22 protein-coding genes are annotated in these 24896 nt (G+C 58.8%); 19 read left to right on the top strand and 3 right to left on the bottom strand.

Annotated features, from left to right (window positions below; translation table 11 throughout):
- Positions 1-196 precede the first annotated feature (196 nt).
- The 16 genes from J7416_RS18960 to J7416_RS18885 are packed head-to-tail and all read left to right on the top strand — an operon-like array spanning position 197 to position 13110.
- Positions 197-550, top strand: a complete 354-nt coding sequence (locus J7416_RS18960; RefSeq protein WP_163851985.1) for a hypothetical protein — start codon at positions 197-199, stop codon at positions 548-550.
- A gap of 43 nt (positions 551-593) precedes the next feature.
- Positions 594-1214, top strand: a complete 621-nt coding sequence (locus tag J7416_RS18955) for a lytic transglycosylase domain-containing protein (protein ID WP_209227006.1) — start codon at positions 594-596, stop codon at positions 1212-1214.
- Positions 1211-1504 carry a TrbC/VirB2 family protein gene (locus tag J7416_RS18950; protein ID WP_009503803.1) on the top strand — a complete coding sequence of 98 codons (294 nt, stop codon included), beginning with the start codon at positions 1211-1213 and terminating at the stop codon, positions 1502-1504. The genes J7416_RS18955 and J7416_RS18950 overlap by 4 nt, the downstream gene beginning before the upstream one ends.
- Positions 1497-1775, top strand: coding sequence for a VirB3 family type IV secretion system protein (locus J7416_RS18945; protein WP_008327373.1), 279 nt, complete (start codon positions 1497-1499; stop codon positions 1773-1775). Before J7416_RS18950 ends, J7416_RS18945 begins: the two co-directional genes overlap by 8 nt.
- On the top strand, positions 1765-4140 hold the full coding sequence (locus tag J7416_RS18940; protein ID WP_209227005.1) for a type IV secretion system DNA-binding domain-containing protein: 2376 nt from the start codon (positions 1765-1767) through the stop codon (positions 4138-4140). The genes J7416_RS18945 and J7416_RS18940 overlap by 11 nt, the downstream gene beginning before the upstream one ends.
- Entirely contained in the window at positions 4137-4304 is a 168-nt protein-coding gene (locus J7416_RS18935; protein ID WP_209227003.1) for a hypothetical protein, read from the top strand. The genes J7416_RS18940 and J7416_RS18935 overlap by 4 nt, the downstream gene beginning before the upstream one ends.
- Entirely contained in the window at positions 4294-5448 is a 1155-nt protein-coding gene (locus J7416_RS18930) for a lytic transglycosylase domain-containing protein (protein ID WP_247744380.1), read from the top strand. Before J7416_RS18935 ends, J7416_RS18930 begins: the two co-directional genes overlap by 11 nt.
- A complete protein-coding gene (locus J7416_RS18925) occupies positions 5448-6257 on the top strand; it encodes a type IV secretion system protein (protein WP_209227042.1) in 810 nt (269 codons plus the stop codon). Before J7416_RS18930 ends, J7416_RS18925 begins: the two co-directional genes overlap by 1 nt.
- A gap of 16 nt (positions 6258-6273) precedes the next feature.
- Positions 6274-6927, top strand: a complete 654-nt coding sequence (locus J7416_RS18920) for a type IV secretion system protein (RefSeq protein WP_209227001.1) — start codon at positions 6274-6276, stop codon at positions 6925-6927.
- A 2-nt stretch (positions 6928-6929) separates the two neighbouring features.
- Entirely contained in the window at positions 6930-7625 is a 696-nt protein-coding gene (locus J7416_RS18915; RefSeq protein ID WP_209227000.1) for a TrbG/VirB9 family P-type conjugative transfer protein, read from the top strand.
- Positions 7622-9001 (top strand): TrbI/VirB10 family protein, encoded by a 1380-nt coding sequence (locus J7416_RS18910; protein WP_209226999.1) that lies wholly within the window; start codon positions 7622-7624, stop codon positions 8999-9001. Before J7416_RS18915 ends, J7416_RS18910 begins: the two co-directional genes overlap by 4 nt.
- 4 nt (positions 9002-9005) lie before the next feature.
- Positions 9006-9992 carry an ATPase, T2SS/T4P/T4SS family gene (locus J7416_RS18905; protein ID WP_209226998.1) on the top strand — a complete coding sequence of 329 codons (987 nt, stop codon included), beginning with the start codon at positions 9006-9008 and terminating at the stop codon, positions 9990-9992.
- A complete protein-coding gene (locus J7416_RS18900; RefSeq protein ID WP_209226995.1) occupies positions 9989-10183 on the top strand; it encodes a DUF4177 domain-containing protein in 195 nt (64 codons plus the stop codon). The genes J7416_RS18905 and J7416_RS18900 overlap by 4 nt, the downstream gene beginning before the upstream one ends.
- On the top strand, positions 10180-10593 hold the full coding sequence (locus J7416_RS18895) for a hypothetical protein (RefSeq protein ID WP_209226993.1): 414 nt from the start codon (positions 10180-10182) through the stop codon (positions 10591-10593). The genes J7416_RS18900 and J7416_RS18895 overlap by 4 nt, the downstream gene beginning before the upstream one ends.
- 12 nt (positions 10594-10605) lie before the next feature.
- A complete protein-coding gene (locus J7416_RS18890; RefSeq protein WP_209226992.1) occupies positions 10606-11682 on the top strand; it encodes a type IV secretion system protein in 1077 nt (358 codons plus the stop codon).
- Positions 11683-11712: 30 nt separating this feature from the next.
- On the top strand, positions 11713-13110 hold the full coding sequence (locus J7416_RS18885; RefSeq protein WP_209226991.1) for a hypothetical protein: 1398 nt from the start codon (positions 11713-11715) through the stop codon (positions 13108-13110).
- 53 nt (positions 13111-13163) lie between these two features.
- On the opposite strand, the gene J7416_RS18880 is transcribed toward J7416_RS18885, so the two are convergent.
- The 3 genes from J7416_RS18880 to J7416_RS18870 are packed head-to-tail and all read right to left on the bottom strand — an operon-like array spanning position 13164 to position 19193.
- On the bottom strand, positions 13164-14429 hold the full coding sequence (locus J7416_RS18880; protein WP_209226990.1) for a GIY-YIG nuclease family protein: 1266 nt from the start codon (positions 14427-14429) through the stop codon (positions 13164-13166).
- A 5-nt stretch (positions 14430-14434) separates the two neighbouring features.
- Positions 14435-16495 (bottom strand): DEAD/DEAH box helicase, encoded by a 2061-nt coding sequence (locus tag J7416_RS18875; protein ID WP_209226989.1) that lies wholly within the window; start codon positions 16493-16495, stop codon positions 14435-14437.
- Positions 16488-19193: a DNA methyltransferase gene (locus tag J7416_RS18870; RefSeq protein WP_209226988.1), complete on the bottom strand. Its 2706-nt coding sequence runs from the start codon at positions 19191-19193 to the stop codon at positions 16488-16490. The genes J7416_RS18875 and J7416_RS18870 overlap by 8 nt, the downstream gene beginning before the upstream one ends.
- A gap of 268 nt (positions 19194-19461) precedes the next feature.
- On the opposite strand from J7416_RS18870, the gene J7416_RS18865 reads away from it, so the two are divergent.
- The 3 genes from J7416_RS18865 (at position 19462) to J7416_RS18855 (ending at position 24779) form a co-directional block, all read left to right on the top strand.
- On the top strand, positions 19462-20379 hold the full coding sequence (locus tag J7416_RS18865; RefSeq protein WP_209226987.1) for a DMT family transporter: 918 nt from the start codon (positions 19462-19464) through the stop codon (positions 20377-20379).
- Positions 20380-20569: 190 nt separating this feature from the next.
- A complete protein-coding gene (locus J7416_RS18860; protein WP_209226985.1) occupies positions 20570-21433 on the top strand; it encodes a hypothetical protein in 864 nt (287 codons plus the stop codon).
- The gene (locus tag J7416_RS18855) at positions 21426-24779 is read left to right on the top strand and encodes a DEAD/DEAH box helicase (RefSeq protein ID WP_209226982.1); all 3354 of its coding nucleotides are present in this window, start codon (positions 21426-21428) and stop codon (positions 24777-24779) included. Before J7416_RS18860 ends, J7416_RS18855 begins: the two co-directional genes overlap by 8 nt.
- Positions 24780-24896: the final 117 nt, after the last annotated feature.

Here is a 24896-nt window from a genome sequence, read left to right as displayed (position 1 = left end):
CACCGGCTCAACCACAGGTTTCTGAAACCCCTATTTTCCTTGATAGACTCCATTGGCCGTGCCTAGTGTTTGTGTAACCGAGATACAGCCGTATCTGTCGCAATATATCTTGCGATTAATAATATACTATCGTAACTCTGGGCTTCAAGTGGGAATGCCCGGTTGTTGCGTGTTTGAAGAAAGCGTGAGCCGGGCCATGAACTGGGACATCGAAGCACCAAATGTGGTTACGGAAGCACGTTTCCGCGAACTCGTGGAAAGTGGCTATAGCGCAGAAATCCTGTGCCAGGAATCGGCACACAAGAAGGGCCCGAGTTATTACGGGGTCTGGATCATGCGTGCCGTGTCTGACGAAGGTATTGAGAAGCTCTTGGTCACCGCCCGCACACGAACAACCTACAACGACATCAAGATCCGCGAGTTCAAGACGATCACTGGCGTGGTCTCCTTCCTCATTGGCATCGGGTTCTCCCATGCCGATGTGCCACTCGAAGAAGGCCAACGGACTTCGCATAAGCTGGCGGCCACCGACAAGCGCGCCAGCGACTAGCCTTCTTCTCTTCAGCCTTCTGGCCGCGCCAACCTCGGCACAGATGGTGCTGGTCATGGAGAGCGACGGCTCTCTGACCCCATCCCGGTCTCAGGACAGTTTTGCCCGCAACTACAATGACGGCATAGGTCAGGGGTCTGCTGCTGATGAGCTAGCGATCCTCGGTGAAGATGAACCCGATACTGAACCTGACGCATTGCGTTTTGCAGCCTTCTCGCGGCCCGCTCCCCTGCCCCGCGCCGATGTCCTCTCCGGGATTCAGACCACGGCCTTGCGCTATGCCGGCCATCCCGGCCTGCGTCGCGCGGGGCTTTCCGTGACGGATTGGCTGACGCTCTATCGCGCCAATATCGAGGTTGAGAGCGCCTACCGGCAGGATGCGATCTCGAGTGCAGGTGCCATTGGCCTTGGTCAATTGATGCCAGCGACGGCGCGTGATCTGGGCGTCGACCCGCGTGATCCGTTGCAGAACCTCGACGGCTCCGCCCGCTACCTCGCGATGATGCTGGAGACGTTCGGCGATCCGCGCCTGGCGCTGGCTGCCTACAACGCCGGACCCGACGCCGTGCGCCAGTACAGCGGCATTCCCCCCTACCGAGAAACCCAGAACCACGTGGCCCGCGTCATGGCTGTCGTGGCCCGATTGGAAGGATCGAATTCATGAAACAGATTTCAAACCTCTTTGTCGCCTCGCTGGCGCTATTCCTGCTGATTGCCGAACCCGCCCTCGCCCAGAGCATTGATCTCTCCCCGATCCAGAGCCTGTTACAGGGCATTGTCGATGCGCTGACCGGCCCTCTTGGTGTGGTCATCGCCACACTCGCGGTCCTCGGCGTTTTCTTGAGCTGGTTCTTCAACATCATCGACCTGCGCCAAGCGCTTTGGGTCCTCGTGGGCATCGCTGGTGTTGCCGCCGCTCCCACCATTGTTGCCGCGGTCTTCGCCGGTGGCTGAACGCTCGCCCCTCTTTCTGGGCCTCGTGCGCCCGCCGAAGCTTCTGGGCCTGCCCATCATGTACGCGATGGTCTGGCTCTTCGGCTCGGTGCTCTTGTTCGTCTGGGTCCAGCACATCGCGGTGCTGGGCGTGGCCGCCCTTCTTTATCCGGTGCTGTGGAAGGCCGCAGATTGGGACCCGCGTTTCATCGACGTGATGATGACGGCCCTGCAGGAGACACCGCCCACGCGCAACAGGTCCATCCATGGCGGGGACAGCTATGCCCCGTGATGACGCCCGTGATGCTGCGCTCGATGCCCGCACAATGACGCCAGACTGGTATGCGCGGGAGACCCGGCTTGCGCATATGCTGCCATATGTGAGCCTCGTCGACGACCAGACCGTGCGGACGCGGGTGAACGAACTCTTCCGCTGTATCCGGCTCGAGGGGATCAACAGCTACACGACGGACGATGCCTATCTCGACAAGGTGACGGCGCTCTTTGCCCGCATCGTCGCGCAGCTCGGGCCGGAATTCAGCTATTACGTCCACAAGGTCTCCAAGGCCATCAAACCTGATCTCGACCCGATCCGTGAGGACAGCTTCGCAGGCGAGGTCGACCGGCGCTGGCGCGCGAAACTCGAGACCAGCGGGCTCCGCGACAAAACACTGACGCTCACCGTCATTCACCGCCCGCCTCCGAAAAGCCTCCTGCCGCACCTCGGCCGCAGCGCGCCGGACCGACTGAAGGAGGAGACCCGCAAACGCCTGCAGCGCCTCGGTGAGGCCGTGAACGTCTTCCTCTCGGGGCTTACCGAGCTCAAGCCGCGCCAGCTGTCAGCCGGATCGGGAGAGTTGGTGGGATTTTTGGGCGCGCTCAACACGGGCACCGAGCTGCCGCTCTACCCGGCCAACACCTACGGCTTTCTGTCCTTCAACGTCGCCAATACCCGCGTGACGTTTCATGGGGACCATTTCGAGCTCTCGGAAGGCGTCGTGGGGCATCGCTACGGCAAGAGTTTCACCATCGGGGAATATTCCGAAGGCACCTCCTGCACCATGTTCGACATGCTGAACCTGCCGGTCGACATGATCGTCACGCAGTCCTTCACGCCGATCAATTCGAACCTCATGGCGGGCCGCATCAAGCGGCAAAAGCGGCAGATGCAGGCGAGCCAGGACGCGGCCCTCTCGCTGATGGAAGCCCTCGACATCGCCGCCGACGATCTCGAGGCCAAGCGCCAGAGCTTCGGCGAGCATCATATGGTCGTGACGCTCTTCTGCGACACGCTCGAAGAGCTGCAGACGCTGAGCGCGGAGATCGTGAATGCCGCCGCGACCGAAGGCGTGAAGATGATCGGCGAGCGGGTCGCTGCCAAGGCGCATTACCTGAGCCAGCACCCCGGCAACCAGCCCAAGCGCGTCCGCGCCAGCGCCGTCACCAATCGCAACTTTGCGGATTTCGCGGCCTTTCACCGGACGCAGCTCGGCAAGCCGGCCGCACAAACCCCCTGGGGCCGCGTCATCACCTATCTGCCCACGCCCGAGCAGAGCGCCTACCGGTTTTCCTATCACGAGCAGGGATCGCCCGACAAAGAACCGACCAGCGGCCATACCCTGATCATGGGGCGGCCCGGGTCCGGCAAATCGGTTCTGTCGGCCTTTCTGATGACCCAGGCCCGTCGAGCAGGGGCGCGGATCTTCGTCTTCGATTACCGTCTTGGTATGGAGATGGCGGTGCGCGCCAATGGCGGGCGCTACGCGTCCCTGAACGCCGGCCAGCCCACGGGTCTCAATCCGCTCTGGACAGAGACCGATGCGCGGGGCACCGCCTGGCTCTCGGACTGGCTTGCCACGCTTCTTTACCGCGCCGACAAGCCGCTCACACCGGCACAGACCAATCGCATCCAAGAAGTCGTGCGCCAGAACGCGCAGGCCACAAACCCCGCCTTGCGGAACTGGCGGGATTTCGCGTCGCTTTTTGTGTCCACCGATGATGGCGGCGATCTGCACCAGCGCCTGCTCGAATGGACCGAAGACGGCCGCTACGGCTGGATCTTCGGGCAGAGCCTCGAGGACACGTTCTCGCTCAAGGGCGATGTGGTGGGCTTCGATCTGACCGGTATTCTCGACAGCGAGGCCGACAAGGAACGGATGGCGGTCCTGTCCTATCTCTTCCGCCGGGTCGAGCGCGAGATCGAGGACCGCCGCCCCACCATCATCGTGATCGACGAGGCCTGGAAAGCGCTCGACAACGCATATTTCGCCGAAAGGTTGTCGAACTGGCTCGTGACTGCGCGCAAGCAGAACACCGTCGCGGTGATGATGACGCAATATGCCAGCCAGCTCGAGCGCACCCGGACCGGCAAAACCATCATCGAGGCGGTGCCGACGCAGATCCTGCTGCCCAATATCCGCGCGCAGCCTGCGGATTACGCAATGCTGAACCTCACGGAGAAGGAACTCGACGTCCTTCTCAACACGGGCAGCAACAGCCGCTTGGCGCTGATCCGCGACGATCAGGGCTCAATCGTCGTCGATGCCGATCTGAGCGCGCTTGGACCCAATCTCACCATCCTTGGCGGCATGGAAAAGGGCGAAGCGCTTGTCGGCGCCGATTACCGCGACCGCCCGGACTTCTGGAGGCTTTCATGATCCGTATTCTTATCGCTTTGGCTGCGCTCGGCGCGCTGGCCTCCTGCACCCAGTACCGGGAGCCGCAGGCCAATTGCTTCACATTCCTTGCGTCCACGGCACCCGTCGCGCCCGATTGTGACTTCACGCCCCTTGGCACCCCGGAGGGCGACGTTGAAGTCTAGCCTGCCTCATATCCTCGCATTTTGCTTGCTGCCCGGTCTCGGCTTCGCCCAAGGCGTGCCGACCAATGACAGTGGGCTGACCGCGCGTGACATCGTCGAGACCGGCGATCGCGAGGCAGACTTGGCCCTTCAGGCCGACAAGCTTGCCGTGCGCGAACTCATCACCGAGATCGAACGGGAGCAGCTGGAAACCCTGCAACGCATCCTCGATGCCCAGACCAGCTTCGGCGGTCAGGGCTTGCCGGCTATGGTCTCGGGGCTGGAAAGCGGCAGCGGGGATCCGGCCCGGTCAGTCGAGGCGGTCTATGGCAATGCCGACATCGACCCCAATCCCGGCGGTGCGCAGATGTTCGGGGATGCGGCGGAAAACATCGAGCAGCTCATTATCCGCGTGGCTCAGGAGACCAGCGGCTTTGCCGGCGTTGGCCGCGCGGGCCTCTCCCCGGTCCAATGGCGCGCACTCCTACAGGCGCTGATCTGGCAGGAAAGCCGTTTCACCATCGGTGCACGCTCTCCCGTCGGCGCCTTTGGCCTCACCCAGATCATGCCCGGTACCGCCAGCGATCTGGGCATCAATCCGGAATACTATGACAGCCCCTACCTGCAGGTGCATGGCGGTGCACGCTATCTCGCGACACAGCTCAACACCTTCGACGGCAATATCATCAATGCGCTCGCGGCCTATAACGCGGGACCCGGCCGGGTTTTCGAGTATGGCGGCGTGCCACCCTTTCGCGAGACCCAGCACTACGTCCAGGTGATCCCCGAACGCTATAACCTCTATTTGACCCGTATCGGCGGGATCGAAGCGCTTGGCACGATCGACCCCGCGCTTCTGGCCAATGCCAACCTCTCGCTCACTGGGCACGGCGCGGCCTTCTATGGCAACAACTCACCCGCCGCGATCAGGCAAGCCGCCCTACGTATTGCGGATATCGTCGAACGGATTTCCGAGACCGAGGATGTGCAGGAGAGCGTTGCGCTCAACACTTATGCCCGCGCCGAACTCGTGCGTCTCGTGGCCGCCCGCATCCGGCTTCAGGCCGCCCGCACCCGCGTGCTCTCCGCCGAAGAGCTGGCCCAGGCCAGCGCCCGCATGGCCGAAGGCGCGTTCATGGATTTTACGATCAGGGAGATTGAATGATGGGACATCTGCTCTTGAGGACAGCTTTGGCCACGACACTTGGGGTTGGTCTGCATCTTGGCGCCCTATCCCCCGTCCTCGCGCAAGGCGTGCCCGTCGTCGATACCCAGAACATCGCGCAAAACATCCAGCAGCTGCGGCAGATGATCGAGGACGAGATCTTGCAAAACGAGCAGCTGACGCAGCTCCGCGAACAGCTCGGCCTTCTCACGGACCAACTCGCGGAGCTGCAAAGAACCTACGAGGCCCTCACCCGCCTCGCCGAACTGCCGGAGATCATCCGGACGGAAATGGAAGACGAGTTGAATGGTCTGCTCGACCAGGAGTTCGGCGACATCCTCGCCACGATTGAGGCGATCAAGACTGGGGATTTCTCCGGCCTGTCCGGTTCTGGCGCAGGCGAGATCGAAACACAGATGGACCGGGTGCTGGCCGATCTCGGATTTGACGATGACACCCTCTCGGAAATGGCCACGAGCGGCAATCCCGGGGCCAACCGTGTGGCGACACAAGCCACGACCGGCGCCCTGGTCTCGGCGGCGGCCCAGAACAGCTATGAAGACGCGGGCCAATCGCTGGAACGAGTCGACCGGCTGGTCGGTCTCATCGACGACATGGATGAACTGAAGGAAAGCGTCGATCTCAACACGCGCATCACAGCAGAACTGGCAATCGCGCTTGTCGCCATGTGGCAGCTCGAAGCCGTGCAGACCGTGGGTGACGGCACCGGCGGTGTGATCGATGCCGCCACCATCGCCGAGGAGCAGCGGTTTATGGACTTCACGCTGCCAGAGTTGCGGGCAGACTGATCAAGGGTTGTGACAGATGGCGAGTGAACAAGAAATCATCGAAGAAGAACTGGTCTACGGTGCCTTGCGCCGCGAACGGCTCTGGCAACGCCTTGGCCTGATCGGCCTGGTCTTCGGTGTCATCGGCTGTCTGAGCGCCGCGGCTGTCTCGATCCTCGATGTCGACCCGCCCCCCGTCGTTGTCCCCTATGATCCTGCCACCGGCTTTGCCCTGCCCGAGGCCTCGGTGGGCGCGACGTCTGTCACGGCCAACCAGGCGATCATCGAGGCGGAGGTGTTCCGCTATGTGACCGACCGGGAGGTCTATAACCAGCTCGACAACGATCTGCGCATCCGCAACGTCCTGCGCCGCTCCGACGGAACTGCCGAGAGCGGACTGCGCCAGATCTGGAACAGCGCCAATAAGAACTACCCGCCGACAGTTTATGGCCCCAATGCCCGGCTTGATGTGGAAATCCTCAGCATCAACCGGATCGGTACGAACCGCGCCACCGTCCGCCTGCGCAAGCGCCTGACCTCCATCAATGGCGTCCAAACCGGGCTTTTCACCGCCACGCTTCTCTTCGAGTTCCGCCCCGAGACCCGCCGCTCCATCGATGAGGTCTGGACCAACCCCTTCGGCTTCACGGTCCTCGAATATTCCATCCGCTCCGACAGATTGGAGAACTGAATTTGTTCCCTGCTCGACTTTTGATATTGCTGATTGCCCTGTTGCCCGGCCTTGCTTTCGCCGAAGCCATCCCGCGTGGCGGGCCCAATGACAATCGGGTGCGGCTGGCAACATATCAAGAAGGTCAGGTCTACCGCCTCAGCGTGTCGCTCACCCATGTGACCACGGTCGAGTTCGGGGAAGGCGAGAGCATCCGCTCGATCATTGCGGGCGACACGGAAGGCTTCGAGATCGACGGCGTGCCCGGCGGTCAGGCCTTCGCGATCAAGCCGGTGGCGCGCGGGGTGCATACCAATGTGACCGTCTACACGAACAAGCGCAGTTATTACTTCAACGTCGAGGAGACCCGCAGTCCGACCTTTTACGTGGTCCAGTTCCGCTATCCGGACGACAATGCACGGCCCACACGTGCCATCGCGGCCCAAGCGCCGAACTATAATTACGGTGCAAGCGCGCGGACCGAGTTCACCCCCACCCGCGTCTGGGATGACGGGACGTTTACGTATTTCGAATTTCCGCGGAACGCGCCGGTGCCTGCGATCTTCCGCTACGCCAATGGCCGTGAGCGTACGGTCAACACGCAAGCCACCGAGGACGGCGTGATACGGGTTTCAGGCGTGAACCGACAATGGGTGCTGCGGATCGGAGAGGAGGTGGTCTGCATCGAGGCCACACCACCTGCGGGGGTAGGCTCATGAGCGATACTGGAAACGCAGACCTCGAGAAACGCCTCGCTGCTCTAGAACAAGGCAAGGGCGCTGGTTCGCCCCCTGCCCCACGGCCCTCACCGCTGCTCGCTTTGGTCGTCGTCCTCGTGATCGGCGCGGGTGGTGCCCTGCTTTATCTTCTCTCACAGCCCGACGAAGAGGAAGCCTTGCCGACGGCCACCCCGGATGTCTTCCAAAACGAGGGGGACGGCTTTGGCGCCATCGAGACCTTGCCCCCGCCCGAGCCCGAGGTTGTGTTTGTCGGACCGGATCCAGTCGAGCCCAACGCGGAGCTTCTGGCGCAGATCACCGCGCTGCAGGCCCAGATCGAGGAGTTGCGCAACGCCCCTGAACCAGTTGTCGAGGAAGACACCGCTGCCGCAGATGCGATTGACGCGCTGACCGCGCAGATCGCGGCCCTGCAAGCCGCGTCGGAAACCGCGCAACAGCAGTTTCGCGATGAGCTCACGGCGCGCGACCGCGAACTGGAGCAACTCCGCATGGACCTTGAGCTCGCGCAGCTTGAGGCCAACCGGCCCCTTCCGGCACCCATCGGGCCCACCGAGGACGAGTTACGCGCGCGGGAAGAAGAGCGGCTCCGGCGCGAGGAAGAAGCAAGACGGCTCGCGGAACTTGAACGCCGCGCCGCGGAGGAACGCGCCTTCCAGGAGCGGCGCATCGCCTCGCCGACCATCGCTTTTGGCGGTGCCTCCGGAGCGAATGAAACAGCTCTGACCGAACGCACTTTTGGCGAGGTGACGGATTTCGTGCTGAACGGGGCGCTGCCCTCTACCGTGACGCAGGCCGAGGTGATCGCCAATCCCTCCAACACGATTCTACAGGGCACCATGATCCAGGCCGTCATGGAAACTGCCCTTGACAGCTCCCTGCCCGGCCAGACCCGTGCCGTGGTGTCCGAGGATGTCTACAGCGTCGATGGCGCGCGCCTCTTGATCCCCCGCGGATCCCGTCTCATCGGGCGCTACCGCGCTGGCGTCGATATCGCGCAGCGCCGGGTCACCATCGCCTGGGACCGGATCATCCTGCCCGCGGGCCAGACCGTCCAGATCAGCTCCTTCGGAGGTGATGAACTGGGCCGTTCTGGCGTCACCGGTTTCGTGGACACACGCTTCGCCGAGCGTTTCGGGTCGGCCGCCCTGATCTCGCTGATCTCAGCAGCACCCAGTGCTGCCGCCTCCGAAGTCCAGGATGAGACTGCCGCCGACACTCTCGAAGACGTTGGCGATGATCTGGCAGATGCCACGGACTCTGTGATTGGCGACTACCTCTCCATCGGCCCCGTCATCTATGTCGACCAGGGCGCCCGCGTGACGGTAATGGTCGACCGGGATCTGGAGATCTTCTGAGCCCATGTCGCTGAGCTATCTCCAGACCTCGCTTGATCGGATCGACGCCGCCGCACGCGACGATGTCATCGAGATCTGCATCAACCCCGACGGCACCTGCTGGGGAGAATTCCAGGGCGATCACTTCATGCGAAAGCTGGACCAAGAGCTGACGGCAACCGAAGTGAAGGACCTCGGCAACCAAATCGCCTCTTCCGCCAACACTACGATGAGCAAGGACCGCCCGATCGTCTCGGTCTCGATCACCTACAAGGGCCGCCCGATCCGGGCTCAGGTCATCACCCCACCCGCCGTGCTCTCTGCCATGTCGATCAGCCTGCGGTTTTTCTCAAGCCTGCCGCTCGATGGGATCGCGCTCGATTTCCTCTATGGCAAGGAACGCAAACTCGAAGAACTCCGCCTCGAGAAAACCCGGGAACTACGCGAGGTCGTGGCCTCGGGCGTGATTGATGATGCGCTTTCCTTCTGCGTCGAGAACAAACTCAACATGATCGTCTCGGGTGGCACCTCCACCGGCAAGACCGTCGCCGCGCGGAAGATCCTCTCTCACGTGCCTACCGATGAACGCATCGTCACCATCGAGGAAGCCGCCGAGCTTCTGCCGACCCAGCCCAATGCCGTGACCCTCATCGCCAATCGCGACGCGGAATTCCAGACAGCCGATGTTTTACTCACCGCGACACTGCGCATGCGCCCCGATCGGATCATCCTCGGCGAAGTGCGGGGCAAGGAGGCCATGACTTTCCTCGAAGCGATCAATACTGGCCATGGCGGGTCCATGACCACGCTGCACGCCGAAACCCCGCAATTGGCCGTACAGCGGCTCGCGATCGCGGCCCTCAAAACAGAGATCCCCATGACCTATGCCGACATGATCCAGTACATCGAGAATTCCATCGACGTGATCATCCAGGCCGGTCGCCATGACGGCAGACGCGGCATCACTGAATTCTACCTCCCCGGCGCAACCGAGATCGGAGCTTCGCAATGAAGACTTTTGAGTACGATATCCTCAGTTTCCCCATGACCCGCAAGACCAGCCTTTCCGACATGCAGGCCAGCCTGAATGCCAAAGGTGCAGAAGGCTGGGAAGTCGTGTCGATCAGCTCCTCGGAATTCGCGAATGTTGGGCATACGGTCTTCCTGAAACGCGAAACGACCACCATCGGAGCCACGGCATGAGGCTGGCACGGCTAACCCTTGCTTTGACTGGGGTGGCCCTGAGCCTACTGGCTGTCCCCGCCTTCGCCGAACCCAATCTGGTGCCGACCCTCGATCGCAACTTTGACGTCTGTCCGGACCGACCCACCGAGCCCATGTGGATGCAAGAAATCCCCCTGCGCCAAGCCTATCAGCGCGTGGTGGTCCAGGACATCTATCGCGCCCGAAACCTCGAGCGGATTGTCGAGTCCGGCAGCTGCGATTGCGAGACCCGGTTCCCATCTTGGGACGGAGCTGAGGCGGTGTTTCATGGGCGCCACGCCGGTGACGAACGCTGGGAAATGCTGGAAGCTTCCGATACCTACAATCGACGCGCCAACGACGTTCGCATTGAGGCCAAAGCCATCTGCGAAGCCGCGGGCAATTGGTAAGGCAACCCCCTCATGAGCGTCGTCACCTACTTCGTTGAAACCTCCCAGGGCTATCTCGACACCGCGGCGGAAACCCAGTTTGGGTCCGTCGCGGCAACGGTCGGCACGCTTCTGGTACTGGGAACAACGCTGGTGGTGATCCTCGTCTTCCTGAACATGATCTACCAGTACAAGGCGATGGACGGGCGCACGGCTTTCTGGCTCGCGGTCAAGATCGGGCTCATCGGGATATTCGCGACCAACTGGGTGCAGTTCAACGCGCTTTCCGCCGCTATCCTTGCCGGGATCGACAGCATTGCGGGGGGCCTCGTGGCCTCAGTTGGCGGTGGAACTCCCGGCCCTTCTGGTACCTTCGCGGAAGAATTCGACCGATTGATCGCGGAACTCGGCGACTACCTCAATGCCGCCGGATCAGAGCTTAACTGGATGGCAGGTGCCATGCTCGACATCGTCGGGGTCCTGTTACTCTCGATACTCGGCGGGCTGGCTGCCTTTATCCTCGTGGCCTCGCGTTTGATGATCGCACTTCTGATCGGAATAGCGCCGGTGATGATTTTCCTGACCCTCTTTGAGGTGACCAAAGATTATTTCGCGCGCTGGCTTTCGGCGTTGGTTTCCTTCGCGCTCTACCCCATCGTCGTGGCCGGCGTGTTCGCGACGATCACCGGCGTTTCCTCCGCACTCATCGGCGAGCTTGGCGACCCGGAAGGCGCCTCAAACATCGGCGCGCTCATCCCCTTCTTCATGATGGTGCTCATGGCCAAGGGCTTCATCATCGCCACACCCTTCATCGTCCGCGCGATCTCGGGCAATATCATGTTGCCCGCCCTCTCCGGTGGCCTCGGCGGCGGCTACAGCTTCGCCCGCGCTGCAATGGGCAGCCAACAGGCCTACAACCGCTACCAGATCGGCGGGGCAAGTGGCGCGGAGTACGCAGCCCTCAGGGCTCGGCAGTTCTTCGGGGTACAGCAGATGCCCGTGCGGCAAGGGATGGGACAGACGGGTCAGGCAAGCGGCACAGGGTCACCGGGGGCCGGGTCCCAGATGCTGGCGCAACTGGCCCGGTTGGGAAGGCTGGGGCGGAGGTGATGAAGTTTTGTTTTGCAAGGCTACTGAGCCATGGATGAACGGCGGTCCCATAAACATTCACCAGTAAAAACGGTACCACTAGAGCGGGTTCAAGCAGTCCTGCGCTCAGCAGTGAATGGAAGATCTGTCGGGCTTGAAGAGGCAATAAGTGTTCTGGATTGCGATGCACATCACGCCAACCGCGTCTTGCGCCAGATGGCCGAGGCTGGATACTTGGAGCCTGCCGACATCCTTGACGGTTTGTTTTATTGGCAGCTAACACCGAACGGAACTCGCCTGGCAATGGAACCCAAGCGAAAGCGTATCGGGCTCGATAAGGTTCAAACCATCATTTCTGAACTGCTTGCTCGGGCCAAGGTCATCAACAGCGATCCGAACCGCCTGCAGCGTATCACGTTGAAGCTGTTCGGCAGCGCGCTCGGGGACCGTGACGACTACGGGGACGTAGATGTTTCGATTGCGTATGTGCGACGCCAGCTAAGCGATATCGAACGTGAGCGCATCGAAAACACACTGAAAGCCCGTCAGAGCAAGTCAGACCGCCAATCCTTTCACGGACGTCTCATGGGGGCGGAACGTCAGGATACGCGCGAGATCATGGCGTTCCTCAAAAAGGGTCTGCCACATCTTTCGCTCATGAATGATGATCCTATGGACCTCGGGACATCGTACCGCTGGCTGGTCGACCACGACGTGAAAACGGACAGACCAGTTGATGTACCTGACGATATCGTTCGACCCAATGGGCCTTCGATCCTCGACCAACACCCGAGGAAACCGCTACCGCCCATCACACTGCTTGAAGCACGACACAGAGCCATTTCTGCGGATACCAAAGTTGCGATTGATGACATGCGCATAGGTTTGGAGGACGCAGCCACGCTCGAAGAACGAATGTGGTCTCCAAAGGTGACACGCAAAGGCGCTTTCGTTGCCAATGACATCAGAAGTGAGAAGCGGGGCAAATTCGCCGGGTTTCAGCACCTATGTCCGATCTGGAAGAAAGACCTCGGCGGCGTAGCGATGTTGAAGGAAGCCCTCGACTGGTGCGATGAACATAGGGTTTGGGTCAGGGACCTATATCCGGGAGTTTCAATCCAACGGTCCGACCGGACACATATCATACGCCTCGGTTGGGGCCATGACCTGATCTATTTCAATGTCGGCGGCAAATCGACAACTGGGAGCCTGCTCTCTGGGAGTCGAACACGCGTTTCCAAAATTGACTTGGCCGGAGCCTATGCCGTCGGAAGGGCACTTTCGAAGATGTATGACGAAAGTAGGTCCGCGAAAATGCCATGGTTCAGCGCTGACATTTTGCTTCCGTTAGTCGAGCTAGACAGGCTTCCAGATTTCCCGCGGCTGCATAAAACGGGCGCGTTTAGAGAAGGCGCGTTTCAAGGTCTGCGGGAGGTCACCTTCTTCTGAGCCGGGATCATGGGCCCTACCCCGAACGAACTGGTTTCAGTAGAAAAGCACGTCTAATTGCCCGGCTCTACCTTGACGATCAACTGGCTTTGGCTGTCGTATCTGTACTCATGCAACCTGCGTTCTTGAATGAGCTGAACTGCTTGGCTGACATGCTCAGGGAGCACGTAGAACCATTCTCGAGGATGGACCGCCTTGCCGAACCGGTCGGTGATCACAAGACCCTGCGGCCGCGCCGCGTCAAAAAAGCGATGCAAGAGATCCTCGACCTTCATGCGCTCCAGATTATGCAGCTCGTAGGTCGCAACAATTTCGACGGGCGCGAGCAGGAAAGTTGGATCGTTCTTCGCATCAGCGATACGCCGCCGGACATCCTGACTGGTCACACCGACCTTGTGCAGGATCTTTGATATTTCTACGATTTCCGGGTCTCTGGACAGGCTTCGCGCCACATACACTGTGCCGGTGACCGCCATGCTATCCTGATCCCATTCCGGATCGAGCCGCCCAAACCCGGCTCTTTCGACGATCCGTGCGGTATTGTCTGCTGCAAGCGCTTTGCGGAATGACGACGACAGAGGATCGTTCTCCATGCCATTGGAAAAGATGATCCGTAAACGGTGATCTGGCTTACCGCTCCTGCGCGAAAGTTCCGTTTTTTCGGCGACATAGACCAAAAGGCCGCGATGGATGAAGAAGTCGCCTTCGTAGACCGTGATCTCAACATTGTCCTGAACCGGGAGAACCTTTCGATCTCCGGACTCGAGCTTCGACTGCATCTCGGCAAAGCCGCCTTCGAAGTGTTCGAAATCCGGACACGGGAACATGTCGGCCCGGTGGTCAGGCAACTGGCGTTCTGAAGCTGGCGTCACATTACGGATGTTGAGAAGCGCGTCATGCACGTCGAGGTCATCATCGCCGAAGATGTCGTCAAGGCTTGCCGGAACTTCCTCGTCGGAAACGTCTTCGCGCCAATCGGGCTCAGGCACAGCCGGAGACTCCGTTTCGGCATTGCTCGCAGTAGGCGCCACTGGATGACCATGCCCAAGAAGCCGGTTCCGGTCTGCCTCCATCATCGCAGCCGTTGGACTGGTCCGGATCGATCGCCAGATCGTCCCGAGTTTCATCTCTTCGAGGTCCAGGCTGTTGTCGTCCGGAATGTGGCCATTCGACTCGTAAAAAGCATTCACCTGCGAGACGATCTCGGCATTGCGGGCGTCTGGCGTTGCCGCCGCGCCGCGGTTCCGCTCCTGGATTTCGAGCAGCCCGAACTCATCCGGCTCGTCGAAGATTTCATCGAGGGATCGATAGCGCGGCATAGGGCTCAGGTTCCCGACTGAGCCGCTCGCTGGCGTTCGGCCTTTTTCGTCTTGATGTATGCGTGAGCCTCCGCAAGGCGCTTCTCCAATGGATCGGCCGAATGCGGGTTGGGTTCGCGGCCTTCCTGCGCCCGAAACCGCTTGATGCGCGGCCACAGCGTCAGAGCTTCTTTTTCGGTCATCTGGATGCGCTGTGAAATCATCGCGTCCTGGATCGTCTTCAAGAGTGGCGTGTCGAAGGCACGCGAGGCGACGTCGAAACCTTCCTTAAACGGGTTCACGCTGTCGATCAGGTCGATATCCAGTTCGCGCACGTTCACGAACCGTTTCACCATGTTCATCAGCGACAGGTTTTCCGACGGCTCAGCGTCGTACTCCTCGCCCTCTTCAGCAAACCCGCCTTCTTGCGATGCGCGTTTCGCCATGCCGATCAGGTTCATCCGCGCTGCGAGGTCCTGGCGCACGGATTCCGTTTCGTCATCGGACAGGTTTTCGTAGGTTGTCTCGATGATATCCGTCAGCACCATCTGAGTAGCGACTTCCGGGGCCACATCATCCGCGACAACGCGCCGGTCCATGGCTTGGCAAGCCTTGGCCACGAGTTCGTTCATGTCGTTTTCGACAATCGCACGGGCGCGGGCCGTAGGCGGCTCCATCAAGCCCTTGATCCCGATATGCACAGTGCCGTCGTTCGTTGTCTCGACGGGCGCGCGGATATCCCCGTCTTCTCGGCGATAGAATTTGAAGTTGGGCGCCAGCACCTGCTCCATCAGCATCGCACCCGAAATTGCCTTGAGCATGTCGTTGACCGCGTCAGCGACGACTGTTGTTTCCACACCGGGCTCAGCGACCAGGTTGGTGAACTGGGCGTGGGGCTTGCCAGGTGCATCGCGAGTCGCCCGACCGATGATCTGGACGATCTCCGTCAACGAATTCCGATAGCCGATGGTCAGCGCATGTTCGCACCACGGCCAGTCGAACCCCTCCTTGGCCATTCCAAGCGCGATGATGATATCGACCTTGGCCCTATCCGCCGCGTCGTCCCGCTTGCCATCAGGACCCTTCGCCTCTGCCTGCAACGCGGCCTTGATGCCGTCGCGTCCGTCGCCGTCATCCACCAGGTCGGCGATTTTCAAAACCCTGCCGTCCGAGGCGCGTTTGACCAGATCGAACCCGGTGCCCGGATCGCGGCCGACGTGCTCACCGATCGCGCCCATGATCAGCCCGACCTCATCGTGCTTTTCGCCGAACGCCTCAGCAGACCCGCGATGCGGGATGTGGACTATCGTCTTGCGGTCGGTGTCGAGGACATCGGGGATCGCCGAGATGTACCGCCCCCGATAGAACGCATAAGAAATCCCAAGTGACTTCAGGTGCTCGTATCCCTCAAGCTGCTCATAGTAGCTGTAGGTGATGGACTTGAACCGCGCCTCATCCTCGGGGCGCAGGACCGGCACGCTGTCGCCCCGGAAATAGGACCCGGTCATCGCCATCATGTGCGCTTTCTCTCGGGCCAGCAGCTTGCGGAGGATCTCGCCTAGACGGTTATCATCCGCCGCCGCTACGTGATGGAACTCGTCGACCGCGATCAGGAAATCGTCGAACGCCTCCACCCCGCGAGCCTTCTCGATCGCGTCGAAAGCAAAGCGGAACGTCGCGTGAGTGCAGACGATCACACGGGCATCGCTGTCCATGAAGGCTTCGAACGCTTTCACCTTCTGAGACTTCGCCATGCCGTCTTCACCCGATAGGCAAAGGTTCCATTGCGGGTCCACGTCCCAATCGGCCCAGAACCCGTGCGAGGTGAGGTCGGTCGAACGGAATGAACTGCCGATAGAGGTTTCAGGCACCGCCACGACCACTTTCTTCACGCCCTGGTTTTCCAGCTTGTCGAGCGCTAGAAACATCAAGGCACGGGACTTGCCCGCCGCCGGTGGCGCCTTCAACAGCAGAAACTGTGCGGCGCGCGCCTCGTAGACGCGGGCCTGCATCGGGCGCTGGCCGAGGCTGTTCGTCTTGGAATCCGCGCCGGAATGGCCATAGGTCATACGCACAAGATCAACCATTACTCTTAACCATTCTTCTGGGGGCCTCTTCCTTCTTCAGCTTCTCGATCCGGGCAGCATAGAGCTTGAACAACCGCTCAAGCCGCTCGGTATCGTTGCGGAACGGACGCCCGATATACATCGTTTCGAGCAATTCGTCATTCTGGCGGTGCACCTCGCGCAAGTCGTCCGGCATCTCGTCGGGGTCGTATAACTGCGCGATGGTCTTGGGGTGGTGCATGTAGCGCGTCTTGAGGATTGCTCGTGCAGACGCGTTCAGTGTTTCCAGCTGATCCTCGGTGAAGCGAGGCACGGGGAAGGTGTTCCAGCCAAGCGTGTTGGAATAGCGGAAATCCGATTTGAGCTTGCCGCAGACCGTGCCGATCCAGACCAGATGAAGACGCGAAGCGATGAGGGCGAGGCACCATTCGGGGGCATCGTACAAAGCAAAATTTAGGTCCGAAGCGATAACTTCCGCCCCCACACGGTCGACAGGAAGGTACGGGCGTCGTTCGGAACTGACCCGTGGGATGAGCAATGCGGACTCTCGCGCTGTGCCTTGTATCTGGACAAAGCGATGCGCTCGCTCGGCAAATGCTTGCGTGGACTCAGCTGGGCTTTGACGTCTATTTTCGGCAACAGCTTCTAGGCGCTGCTTGATGAACGGAGAGGCGGTCGCTTCAGCTACTTCTTCGTCTGCGATCCAAAGGCACCATCGGTCCTTACCTTTTATAAGTTCTTCTGATCCCAAGTATCTCTTCACAAACCGCCCAAAGCCAGCGACTTCGAGGGCTGACTTCTCTTCGACCCCTAGCACCAGATGGCCACCATCTCTTGGCATGTTCCCAAAAAGCATCTCTGGCAGACCGAATAATGAGGCCCGCTCGGCTGTAACAAATGCATCGGACGCGTTGAGGAGGTAGGCATTGATATTGGTGGCTTCGATGCCGGTGGTATCATCGAAGACTATCTTTTTCGCGGAGGTCTGGTTTCGCAGACCAACAATCACGCACATTACTGCTGCATTGGCAGATGCGTTGTTTTTCCATTTGAAAGTTCGATGCGCAAAGCCGATTTGGATTCCGTCTTCCAGAATGTGTGGCCAAAGCGTTGGCACCGAGGCGCCCTGACAAATGGAGTTTGTTGCGACCAGCGCTGCTGCAGATCTCTTTCCGCGAATGTAGTTGGCAGCTTTGAAGTACCACGCCGCGACCATGTCCAAGGCCTTTTGGGTACCCGGAACTTCCTCGAAAACGGCAATAGTGTCGTTCTTCTGTTGAGTGGTCATGTTCCGGCCGCCCAAGAAGGGTGGGTTGCCCGCAATGAAAACCTCTTCATTCGCCCCAGGCGGCGGACAGACTGCCTCCCAATCCAATCGCAGTGCATTGTCGCAAACGATGTTCCCGCCATCTCGCAGGGGCAAAGCCGGGGCGGTGTTTCCGAACATCTCGCCGAAGCGCGCATTGGCCTGATACTCGGCGATGAACAGCGCCAGCTTGGCCGTCTCCGCCGCAAAATCCGTGATCTCGATGCCGTAGAAATTCGCCAGCCGCACACCTGAGAACATCTGTGCAGAAGCCCCGCCATCCAGCTGCGCCAGATGCTCCAGCACGCGCATCTCCCGGGCACGAAGCTCCCGATAGGCAACGACGAGGAAGTTGCCCGATCCGCAGGCCGGGTCGAACACCCGGATTCCCTCTATCCGTTTAAGAACGCGCGCCAGCCCCTTGCGGCTATCGCCGGCCTTCTCGATCTGCTCATCCAGATCATCAAGGAACAGCGGCCCCAGCACCTTGAGGATATTTGGCACCGAGGTGTAGTGCATCCCCAGCTCGGACCGTTTGTCCGGATCGGCGACCGACTGGATCATGGACCCGAAGATGTCGGGGTTGATCTCTTGCCAATCGAGCTGGCAGGCGTCCTGAAGGTAGCGATAGGCCCCACGGTCGAATTTTGGCACATCCAGCGCATCGGCGAAAAGCCCGCCGTTCACAAAGGGAAAGGCGTCAGCCCAAGCCGGAAGGTCCTGACGCTGGCCGTCGGGGAGGTTCATCGCGGCAAAGGCCGAAGCGATGCAGGACTGCGCCTCTTCACCCTTGTCGCCCGCATGGGTGAAGATGAGGCGCGAGAACAGGTTGTTTTCGAAGATGCCCACGTCTTCTGCGAACATGCAGAAGATCAGCCGAGTCATCAGCTGGTTCAGGTCATGCCGCCGTTCCGGTGTCTTCCAGTCCGGGTTCTTCTTGAGAAGCGCATCATAGAGTTTGGCCAGTCGCCCGGCCGCTTTGACGTCGACTTCATTTTCCTCCGCCGCTTTGTAGCGCGACATGCCAGCCGCTGGCAGGAAGAACCCGAAGTTGTGATGCAGGTCCGCGAACTTGATGTGCAAGCTGTCGCCCGAAGCGACATGTTCGGCGGACAGGTCAACACCGTCGGTTGCCAGAAGGATCGCCGGTTTGTGGGTGGTGGTCTTCTTGTCCGACCGGATCATCGACAGGCCCTGGTCCACGGCACCAGGGTCAGTCACGATAGCATAGAACTTACGGTTCATCAGGACCGCGCCGGGCACTTTCGATTTGTTGATTGTCCCACTGCGGAGCTTTGAAACCGTGGCTTGCGGACTTCCCATGGCGGCAGCGAACGCAAACGCGAACTCGCCGCCGTCGAACGGGCGAGCGGCGATTTCTTCCAGGGCGTCTGCGATTTCTGTCGGGTTCATTTAGGGTCCGTCGGTAAACTCATACGAATGCTACAGAAATTTTGGAGCGATGACGATAGTGACCGACGCCTCTGACAGCCCAATTCGGCTTTCGCCAATGAAAAAACGTGCGTTGATACTACGCAGCCATTTGAGCCAATCGGAAATCACTGGCGATTTTGGTCCAGCGCAGCATTGTGCAGCAACCATCGACAATGTCGCAAATGAATGATCGGCACCCCGGACCTGAGGCTAAGCTGAAGAAAGTGACATCTTTAATCGGCCAGACATGACATCGATCACCACAGCCCCTTCCACTGCGGATGCCCACAAATACGGTGTGCTCTTCGTATTTGCGGCGGGTGTGCTGTGGTCGACGGTCGGCCTCGGTATTCGCCTGATCGAAGACGCCGTCGTGTGGCAGATACTGCTCTACCGGTCGATCAGCCTGTCGCTGTTTCTCTACGTGCTTATCCGCGTGCGGTCTGGCGAAAGCCCATTTGTTCAGATCCGCCGCATCGGCGCCCCTGCCGTAATTGCGGGGCTCTCACTGGTCGCGGCCTATTCCGGCGGCATCTACGCGATCCAGAACACCTCGGTCGCGAACGCCATGCTACTGTTTGCGACCGCACCGTTTATGGCCGCTGTGCTCGGATGGATCGTGCTACGAGAACCTGTCCGCGCCGCAACCTGGATAGCGATTGCCGTCGCAATCGGCGGGATCGGGATCATGGTCGCCGACAAGTCGGGAGGCGTCGCCCTGAAAGGCAGCCTTGCCGCACTTGGATCGGCCTTTGGCTTCGCGGTCTTCACCGTGGCCCTGCGATGGGGGCGAACCGGTGAGATGCTGCCAGCGGTCTTTCTTTCGGGTCTCTTCGCGATCGCCATCACCTTGGCGATATGCCTTGGCCTTGGCCTCCCGCTGGTTCTGAGCCTCAATGACGGGGGCATCGCCATGGGCATGGGCGTGTTCCAAGTCGGGGCTGGCCTGATCCTCTACACACTGGGCTCGCATAGCCTCCCCGCGGCAGAACTCGCCCTGTTGTCCCTTGCCGAAGTCTTGCTCGGCCCGCTCTGGGTCTGGCTGTTCCTCGGGGAAACCGCGAGTGCGAATACGTTGATCGGCGGTGCTGTTCTGCTCGCGGCCATTGCGGGCAATGCGCTTTCGGGTAAGCGAAGAAAACCACCGCCAATCACGGCTCCTTAGAACCGCAACCTACGGCCCGTTGCCGACCTTTGCTTCGCCGACTAACGCCGCAGCGCGGCATCATCACACCGGACTTTCGCTGCGCCTGCAGAATTTTTGCGGATGAGGGGATCAGGTGCAACCTCGCGCTTACATTCACCTTAAACGCGAAGTAGGCTGGAAGAAAATTTCGGAGCGCCTCTGAAAACCTATGCCATTGAACTTTCAAAAAGCCGACCTTTCACCAACCTGCAACTTCTCGCAATGGGCGATCATTGACGAAGGCCGCCTGATCCGCACTTTGGCATGGCTCTACCTGCGCAAGCCAAAACATGCAGTCCAGATAATCAATCAATTAGAGCCAGGCAAAGCCGGTTTTCCGGGGAAAGTGTTCGCGAATGCAATTTCTCTTCTTTCCATAAGGCTCGCGGACATTGCAGCAGACCTGTCAAGCGCCGACCCGGAAAAGGAAAAAACGGCCAACAACAAGAAAAACAAGCGTATCGAGCAACGCGACGGCTTGCTGTTTCAGCATCTTTCATGGGTTGCAGCATCTATCGACATGCCAGCCGCCCTCGCTACGCCACCTCATGTTCGCAGGGCAGACAAGGGTTTTGACGGCCTGCTTGTGAGTATCCAAGACGGATCCGGTGCAATTTCGAGAGTGGTGCTTTGCGAAGACAAAGCGTCAATCAATCCCAAGAGCCTCGTTCAGGGTAGCGTCTGGAACGAAATCGACGGGATCGTTAACGGGAGTAAAGATCTGGAACTCTTAGATGCGATCACTGCTATTTTGAGAGAACAATCAGGCCTAGGAGGCGACACGCAGGAGGAGCTACTGGAAGCGCTGATATACGAGCAAACGAGGGCATTTAGGGTCGCAGTTACAGCCATGCCAGCAAACGCGGACGCAGATGGCTACCAACATATTTTTAAAGACTTTGACAAACACGCCCTCGGTGCGGACACCGTACGTCTAGCAGAAGTCCTACCATCCGATGATACCCGATCATTTTTGAAATCTTTGGCGAGAAAGGTCAGGAGAGAAATAAAGAGGATCGCAGATAATGTTTGATCCGGTAACAGAGGAGTTGATCGCGGGATCGCCAGATCTGAAAAGCTTGAGTGCGTCGGAACTGGTCGAATTGCTCACGTCTGCCAGCGTAGAAATAGCGACCGCGCGGCTTCTAGCAGACAACTTTGAGACGCTACCGGACGAACTGATTGCCGTTAGGTCTACGATGAGTCGATTGGCAGATGTTTTTGAGGCTCAAGTTGCTTTGGGTGTAAATCCGAAACGCTTGCGCTCAATTGCATTCGTTGCGGGATCTGCACGTCAAATCGTTGATCGAATAGATTGGCTAATCCTGACTGAAGAGCGCCAAAGCCTTCTTAGTGAGGATTGCATCGGGCCTGATATCGCTTCCTCCTTGCTTTTTCTGGCTTCTGAACGGTTTTCCGATGCGGCGGAGGTCGGTCGCGGCATCAGAGCAACTGGTGAAGAAAATGCACTTAGGCGACTGCTGATCCTGACGCTCGGCCGTCTTGCACGGGGGCAATACGAAGACATCTCCAACACGGAAATCGAACAGGTAGATGCTGGTTCGGAAACAAGTGAGGCACTTGCCACTGATCTGCTTTACAGGGAAATTCTTCGGTCGCTTATTACTTTCTCGAAATTCTCGGCAGGACATTTGGAACCTGTAGCTCTTGAAGACGTACACTCTACTCTTCAACGAGTTATCTCTCTAGCTGGGCCCATGTCAGAGAGTTTGGAAGGCGTGGCTGACACTCCGATTGTTGCGTTGACCACTTTTCCCGGACCGCACCATCTCGCTTCCCTTTTGCGCATTGCCCTCGGAGCCGTGGCTGACAATCTATTAGTGAGCATTCCGAACCCGAATGGCACTGATCACGGAGCTTGGCGTGACTGGATAATCCGTGAGGCCAAGAGATGGCCTCTAATCTGGGAGAACCACAAAGCTGCTATTGCAACTGGTTTCTTAGATGTGGGCTCTTCCATGATCATGACCACGCCAACTGGCACAGGTAAATCTACCCTATCTGGCTTGAAGATTGCCGCGACGTTGGCGTCAGGAAAAACCGTCCTTTATCTGGCACCAACCCACGCGCTCGTCTCACAAGTAGAGTTTGATCTTAATGAACGTCTCTCAGAACTAGCTGTAGCCCAAAGCCTTGACGAGCTTACCTTGGACGAGACAGTGGAAAGACTGCCCGACATTTCTGTCATGACGCCTGAGAAGTGTTTTGCTCTCCTGACCTTCGCACCGCATCTTTTTCAAAACGTTGGTCTGTTAGTGTTCGATGAATTTCACCTGATGAGCGCCGCCTTCGATCCTACTTCTCGCACCGGCATTCGAGCTGACCGGAGAAGCATCGATGCTATGCTTTGCTTTTTGCAGTTCGGTCAGATCAATGAGAGTTCCGATTTTTTGCTACTGTCTGCGATGATCTCTAATGGATCAGAGCTGAAGAACTGGCTCGAAACCCGAACTGGTCGTCCTTTCGTGGCCTTTGACTATGAGTGGAAGCCGACACGCCAGCTCCGGGGGTGTGTAGTGTATTCACACACCGACCTGAGCAATTTCACTACGCAATTGAACAATGGCGTCACCCCGGACGGGTTGGCCATTCCCTACGGCTTGTTCTCACTAGACTCGAACTGGCTACCACAGCCCGACAGTTCGAGTGCCCTAAAGCCCCTCTCGGACTCCCCGATGCCGCTAGGCGTTGGGGGGCCCAACAAGACCGGATACCGCTGGCTTACCTCGAACCGCAACGAGGTGGCCGCAGAACTGGCGGTCAAGCTTGCGCAGCATGGCATCAAGGTTCTTGTGTTCTGTGAAAGCATCAACTTCACAATATCAACGGCCAACAAGATTAACGCTCAGTTCTCTGCTATCGAACCAACACTTACGGCTGATCAGTCCGTTTTGAGGGAAACTGCGATTGAGGAGATCGGCAAAGTAGAATCCATCTATGACGCAGGGAGCAAAATCGCGGCGGTCCACCATGGTGAGCTTCTTCCCTACGAGCGTCGACTTGTTGAGGGCTTGTTTCGGTCCAAAGAAAGCGGCCTAGACGTGCTTGTTGCGACATCCACACTTGCGCAGGGGCTAAACCTTCCCTGTGATGCCGTAATTCTTGCAGGGACCGACCGACTCGACCCCGAGACTGAAAAACGAAAAAACATGCAAGAGCATGAAATTCTAAATGCATTGGGGCGCGCAGGCCGCGCTGGTCATGCTTCCACGGGCCTAGCTCTAGTTGTCCCCGGCAATCCGGTTCCTTGCGATTTGAACACTTACGTGCCCCGAGAGAAGGTAGTCGCCAGTATGGTTCTCTCGTCCAAAGACAGATGTGTTCCCCTTATTGATCCGCTTTGCACATTGCTTGACGAAATAGAGGTAGAGGCCACCGGGCGTCCCGTCGCTGAGTACCTCGCGCGAAAACTCACTGTTTCATTGAAGCCAAACGAGGATGGAACAACTCCTTTTCAGCTTCTTACTTCTCGGTCTTTTGGATACTTCCAGAAGCGGTCTGTCGACGCCGCAAACGCGGATGCATGGCTGAATGGCCGCAAACAGAAACTTGAACAAGTGTTGTCTGACGCTGAACCAGAAACTCCTGCTACATGGCAAGAGGCGCTCGCCGCGAAAACGGGGGCGAGCCTTAAGTTTGTCCGCAAGCTCGAAAGTGCACTTCCGTCAGCACCATGGCCATCAGTTCAAGCCATAGATTGGGCGATATGGGTATTGGATCAGTTCGACCCCAAGGAGGAAGACTTTGACGCATTTTTCAGGCCCGAGGGCTTGGAGAAGATATTTGCGAGAGCATACAAGAACAAGAAGGATCCGGTGGCAAAGCGAACTGTGGCACTCGCTGGCATTCGCGAGCTCCTGTCAGACTGGTTTGACCAGAAGACTCTATTGGAACTAGATGCAACAATATTAGATTTCATTGTGAAAAACGAAGCCCCGGTCAAGATACCCACCAAGTCCGACGGGATGGCGAAGTTTGCGAGGCGTTTTTCGAACCGCTTTGCGTCCGAGATTAGCTTCGTCATGAGTGCTTTCGCGCAGTTGGTAACAGAAATCGAGCTTGCCACTGGCACGGACCTTGCGCCGATGCCGGGTTTCCTACCACAACTCGTTCGTTTCGGCTTTCCAACACCCTACCACTTTGCGGTTAGCCGAGAGCTATCTACGTCGGCGCGCATAGAAGTTCAAAAGCAATACGAAGGTATCTCAAATTACATCAAGCATGATCCTTCAGACGATTGGGACGCTGTAAGAGCAAAGGTATCAAACGCCATGGCCGTATCGCTCTTCACAAATATTAACGAAGATGATCTTGCGGCCCTGGAAGAGCTGCTCAAGAAGGATAGCGACTCTGAGTAACACGCTCGAAAGGAAAGCAAGTAGAACTTTCTGGTAGAAGGATCCTTCAGAGATTTTCGTGACCAAGGTCCGCTTGCTCGATCTCCGCATAAGCTCGCTGCAACTGCAGCGAATGTC

This window comes from Ruegeria sp. R14_0 (genome assembly GCF_017743975.1).
Lineage (GTDB): Bacteria > Pseudomonadota > Alphaproteobacteria > Rhodobacterales > Rhodobacteraceae > Ruegeria.
Note: the sequence above shows the minus strand (reverse complement) of the source record. Positions and strands in the feature narration are given on the sequence as shown.

What these genes read in the sequence shown, in the direction of transcription:
- J7416_RS18885 (WP_209226991.1), top strand. Translation starts at nt 11,713, where the DNA reads ATGGATGAACGGCGGTCCCATAAACATTCACCAGTAAAAACGGTACCA.
- J7416_RS18875 (WP_209226989.1), bottom strand. Translation starts at nt 16,495, where the DNA reads ATGGTTGATCTTGTGCGTATGACCTATGGCCATTCCGGCGCGGATTCC.
- J7416_RS18900 (WP_209226995.1), top strand. Translation starts at nt 9,989, where the DNA reads ATGAAGACTTTTGAGTACGATATCCTCAGTTTCCCCATGACCCGCAAG.
- J7416_RS18950 (WP_009503803.1), top strand. Translation starts at nt 1,211, where the DNA reads ATGAAACAGATTTCAAACCTCTTTGTCGCCTCGCTGGCGCTATTCCTG.
- J7416_RS18870 (WP_209226988.1), bottom strand. Translation starts at nt 19,193, where the DNA reads ATGAACCCGACAGAAATCGCAGACGCCCTGGAAGAAATCGCCGCTCGC.
- J7416_RS18865 (WP_209226987.1), top strand. Translation starts at nt 19,462, where the DNA reads ATGACATCGATCACCACAGCCCCTTCCACTGCGGATGCCCACAAATAC.
- J7416_RS18960 (WP_163851985.1), top strand. Translation starts at nt 197, where the DNA reads ATGAACTGGGACATCGAAGCACCAAATGTGGTTACGGAAGCACGTTTC.
- J7416_RS18955 (WP_209227006.1), top strand. Translation starts at nt 594, where the DNA reads ATGGTGCTGGTCATGGAGAGCGACGGCTCTCTGACCCCATCCCGGTCT.
- J7416_RS18935 (WP_209227003.1), top strand. Translation starts at nt 4,137, where the DNA reads ATGATCCGTATTCTTATCGCTTTGGCTGCGCTCGGCGCGCTGGCCTCC.
- J7416_RS18910 (WP_209226999.1), top strand. Translation starts at nt 7,622, where the DNA reads ATGAGCGATACTGGAAACGCAGACCTCGAGAAACGCCTCGCTGCTCTA.
- J7416_RS18940 (WP_209227005.1), top strand. Translation starts at nt 1,765, where the DNA reads ATGCCCCGTGATGACGCCCGTGATGCTGCGCTCGATGCCCGCACAATG.
- J7416_RS18855 (WP_209226982.1), top strand. Translation starts at nt 21,426, where the DNA reads ATGTTTGATCCGGTAACAGAGGAGTTGATCGCGGGATCGCCAGATCTG.
- J7416_RS18925 (WP_209227042.1), top strand. Translation starts at nt 5,448, where the DNA reads ATGGGACATCTGCTCTTGAGGACAGCTTTGGCCACGACACTTGGGGTT.
- J7416_RS18880 (WP_209226990.1), bottom strand. Translation starts at nt 14,429, where the DNA reads ATGCCGCGCTATCGATCCCTCGATGAAATCTTCGACGAGCCGGATGAG.
- J7416_RS18905 (WP_209226998.1), top strand. Translation starts at nt 9,006, where the DNA reads ATGTCGCTGAGCTATCTCCAGACCTCGCTTGATCGGATCGACGCCGCC.
- J7416_RS18890 (WP_209226992.1), top strand. Translation starts at nt 10,606, where the DNA reads ATGAGCGTCGTCACCTACTTCGTTGAAACCTCCCAGGGCTATCTCGAC.
- J7416_RS18860 (WP_209226985.1), top strand. Translation starts at nt 20,570, where the DNA reads ATGCCATTGAACTTTCAAAAAGCCGACCTTTCACCAACCTGCAACTTC.
- J7416_RS18920 (WP_209227001.1), top strand. Translation starts at nt 6,274, where the DNA reads ATGGCGAGTGAACAAGAAATCATCGAAGAAGAACTGGTCTACGGTGCC.
- J7416_RS18895 (WP_209226993.1), top strand. Translation starts at nt 10,180, where the DNA reads ATGAGGCTGGCACGGCTAACCCTTGCTTTGACTGGGGTGGCCCTGAGC.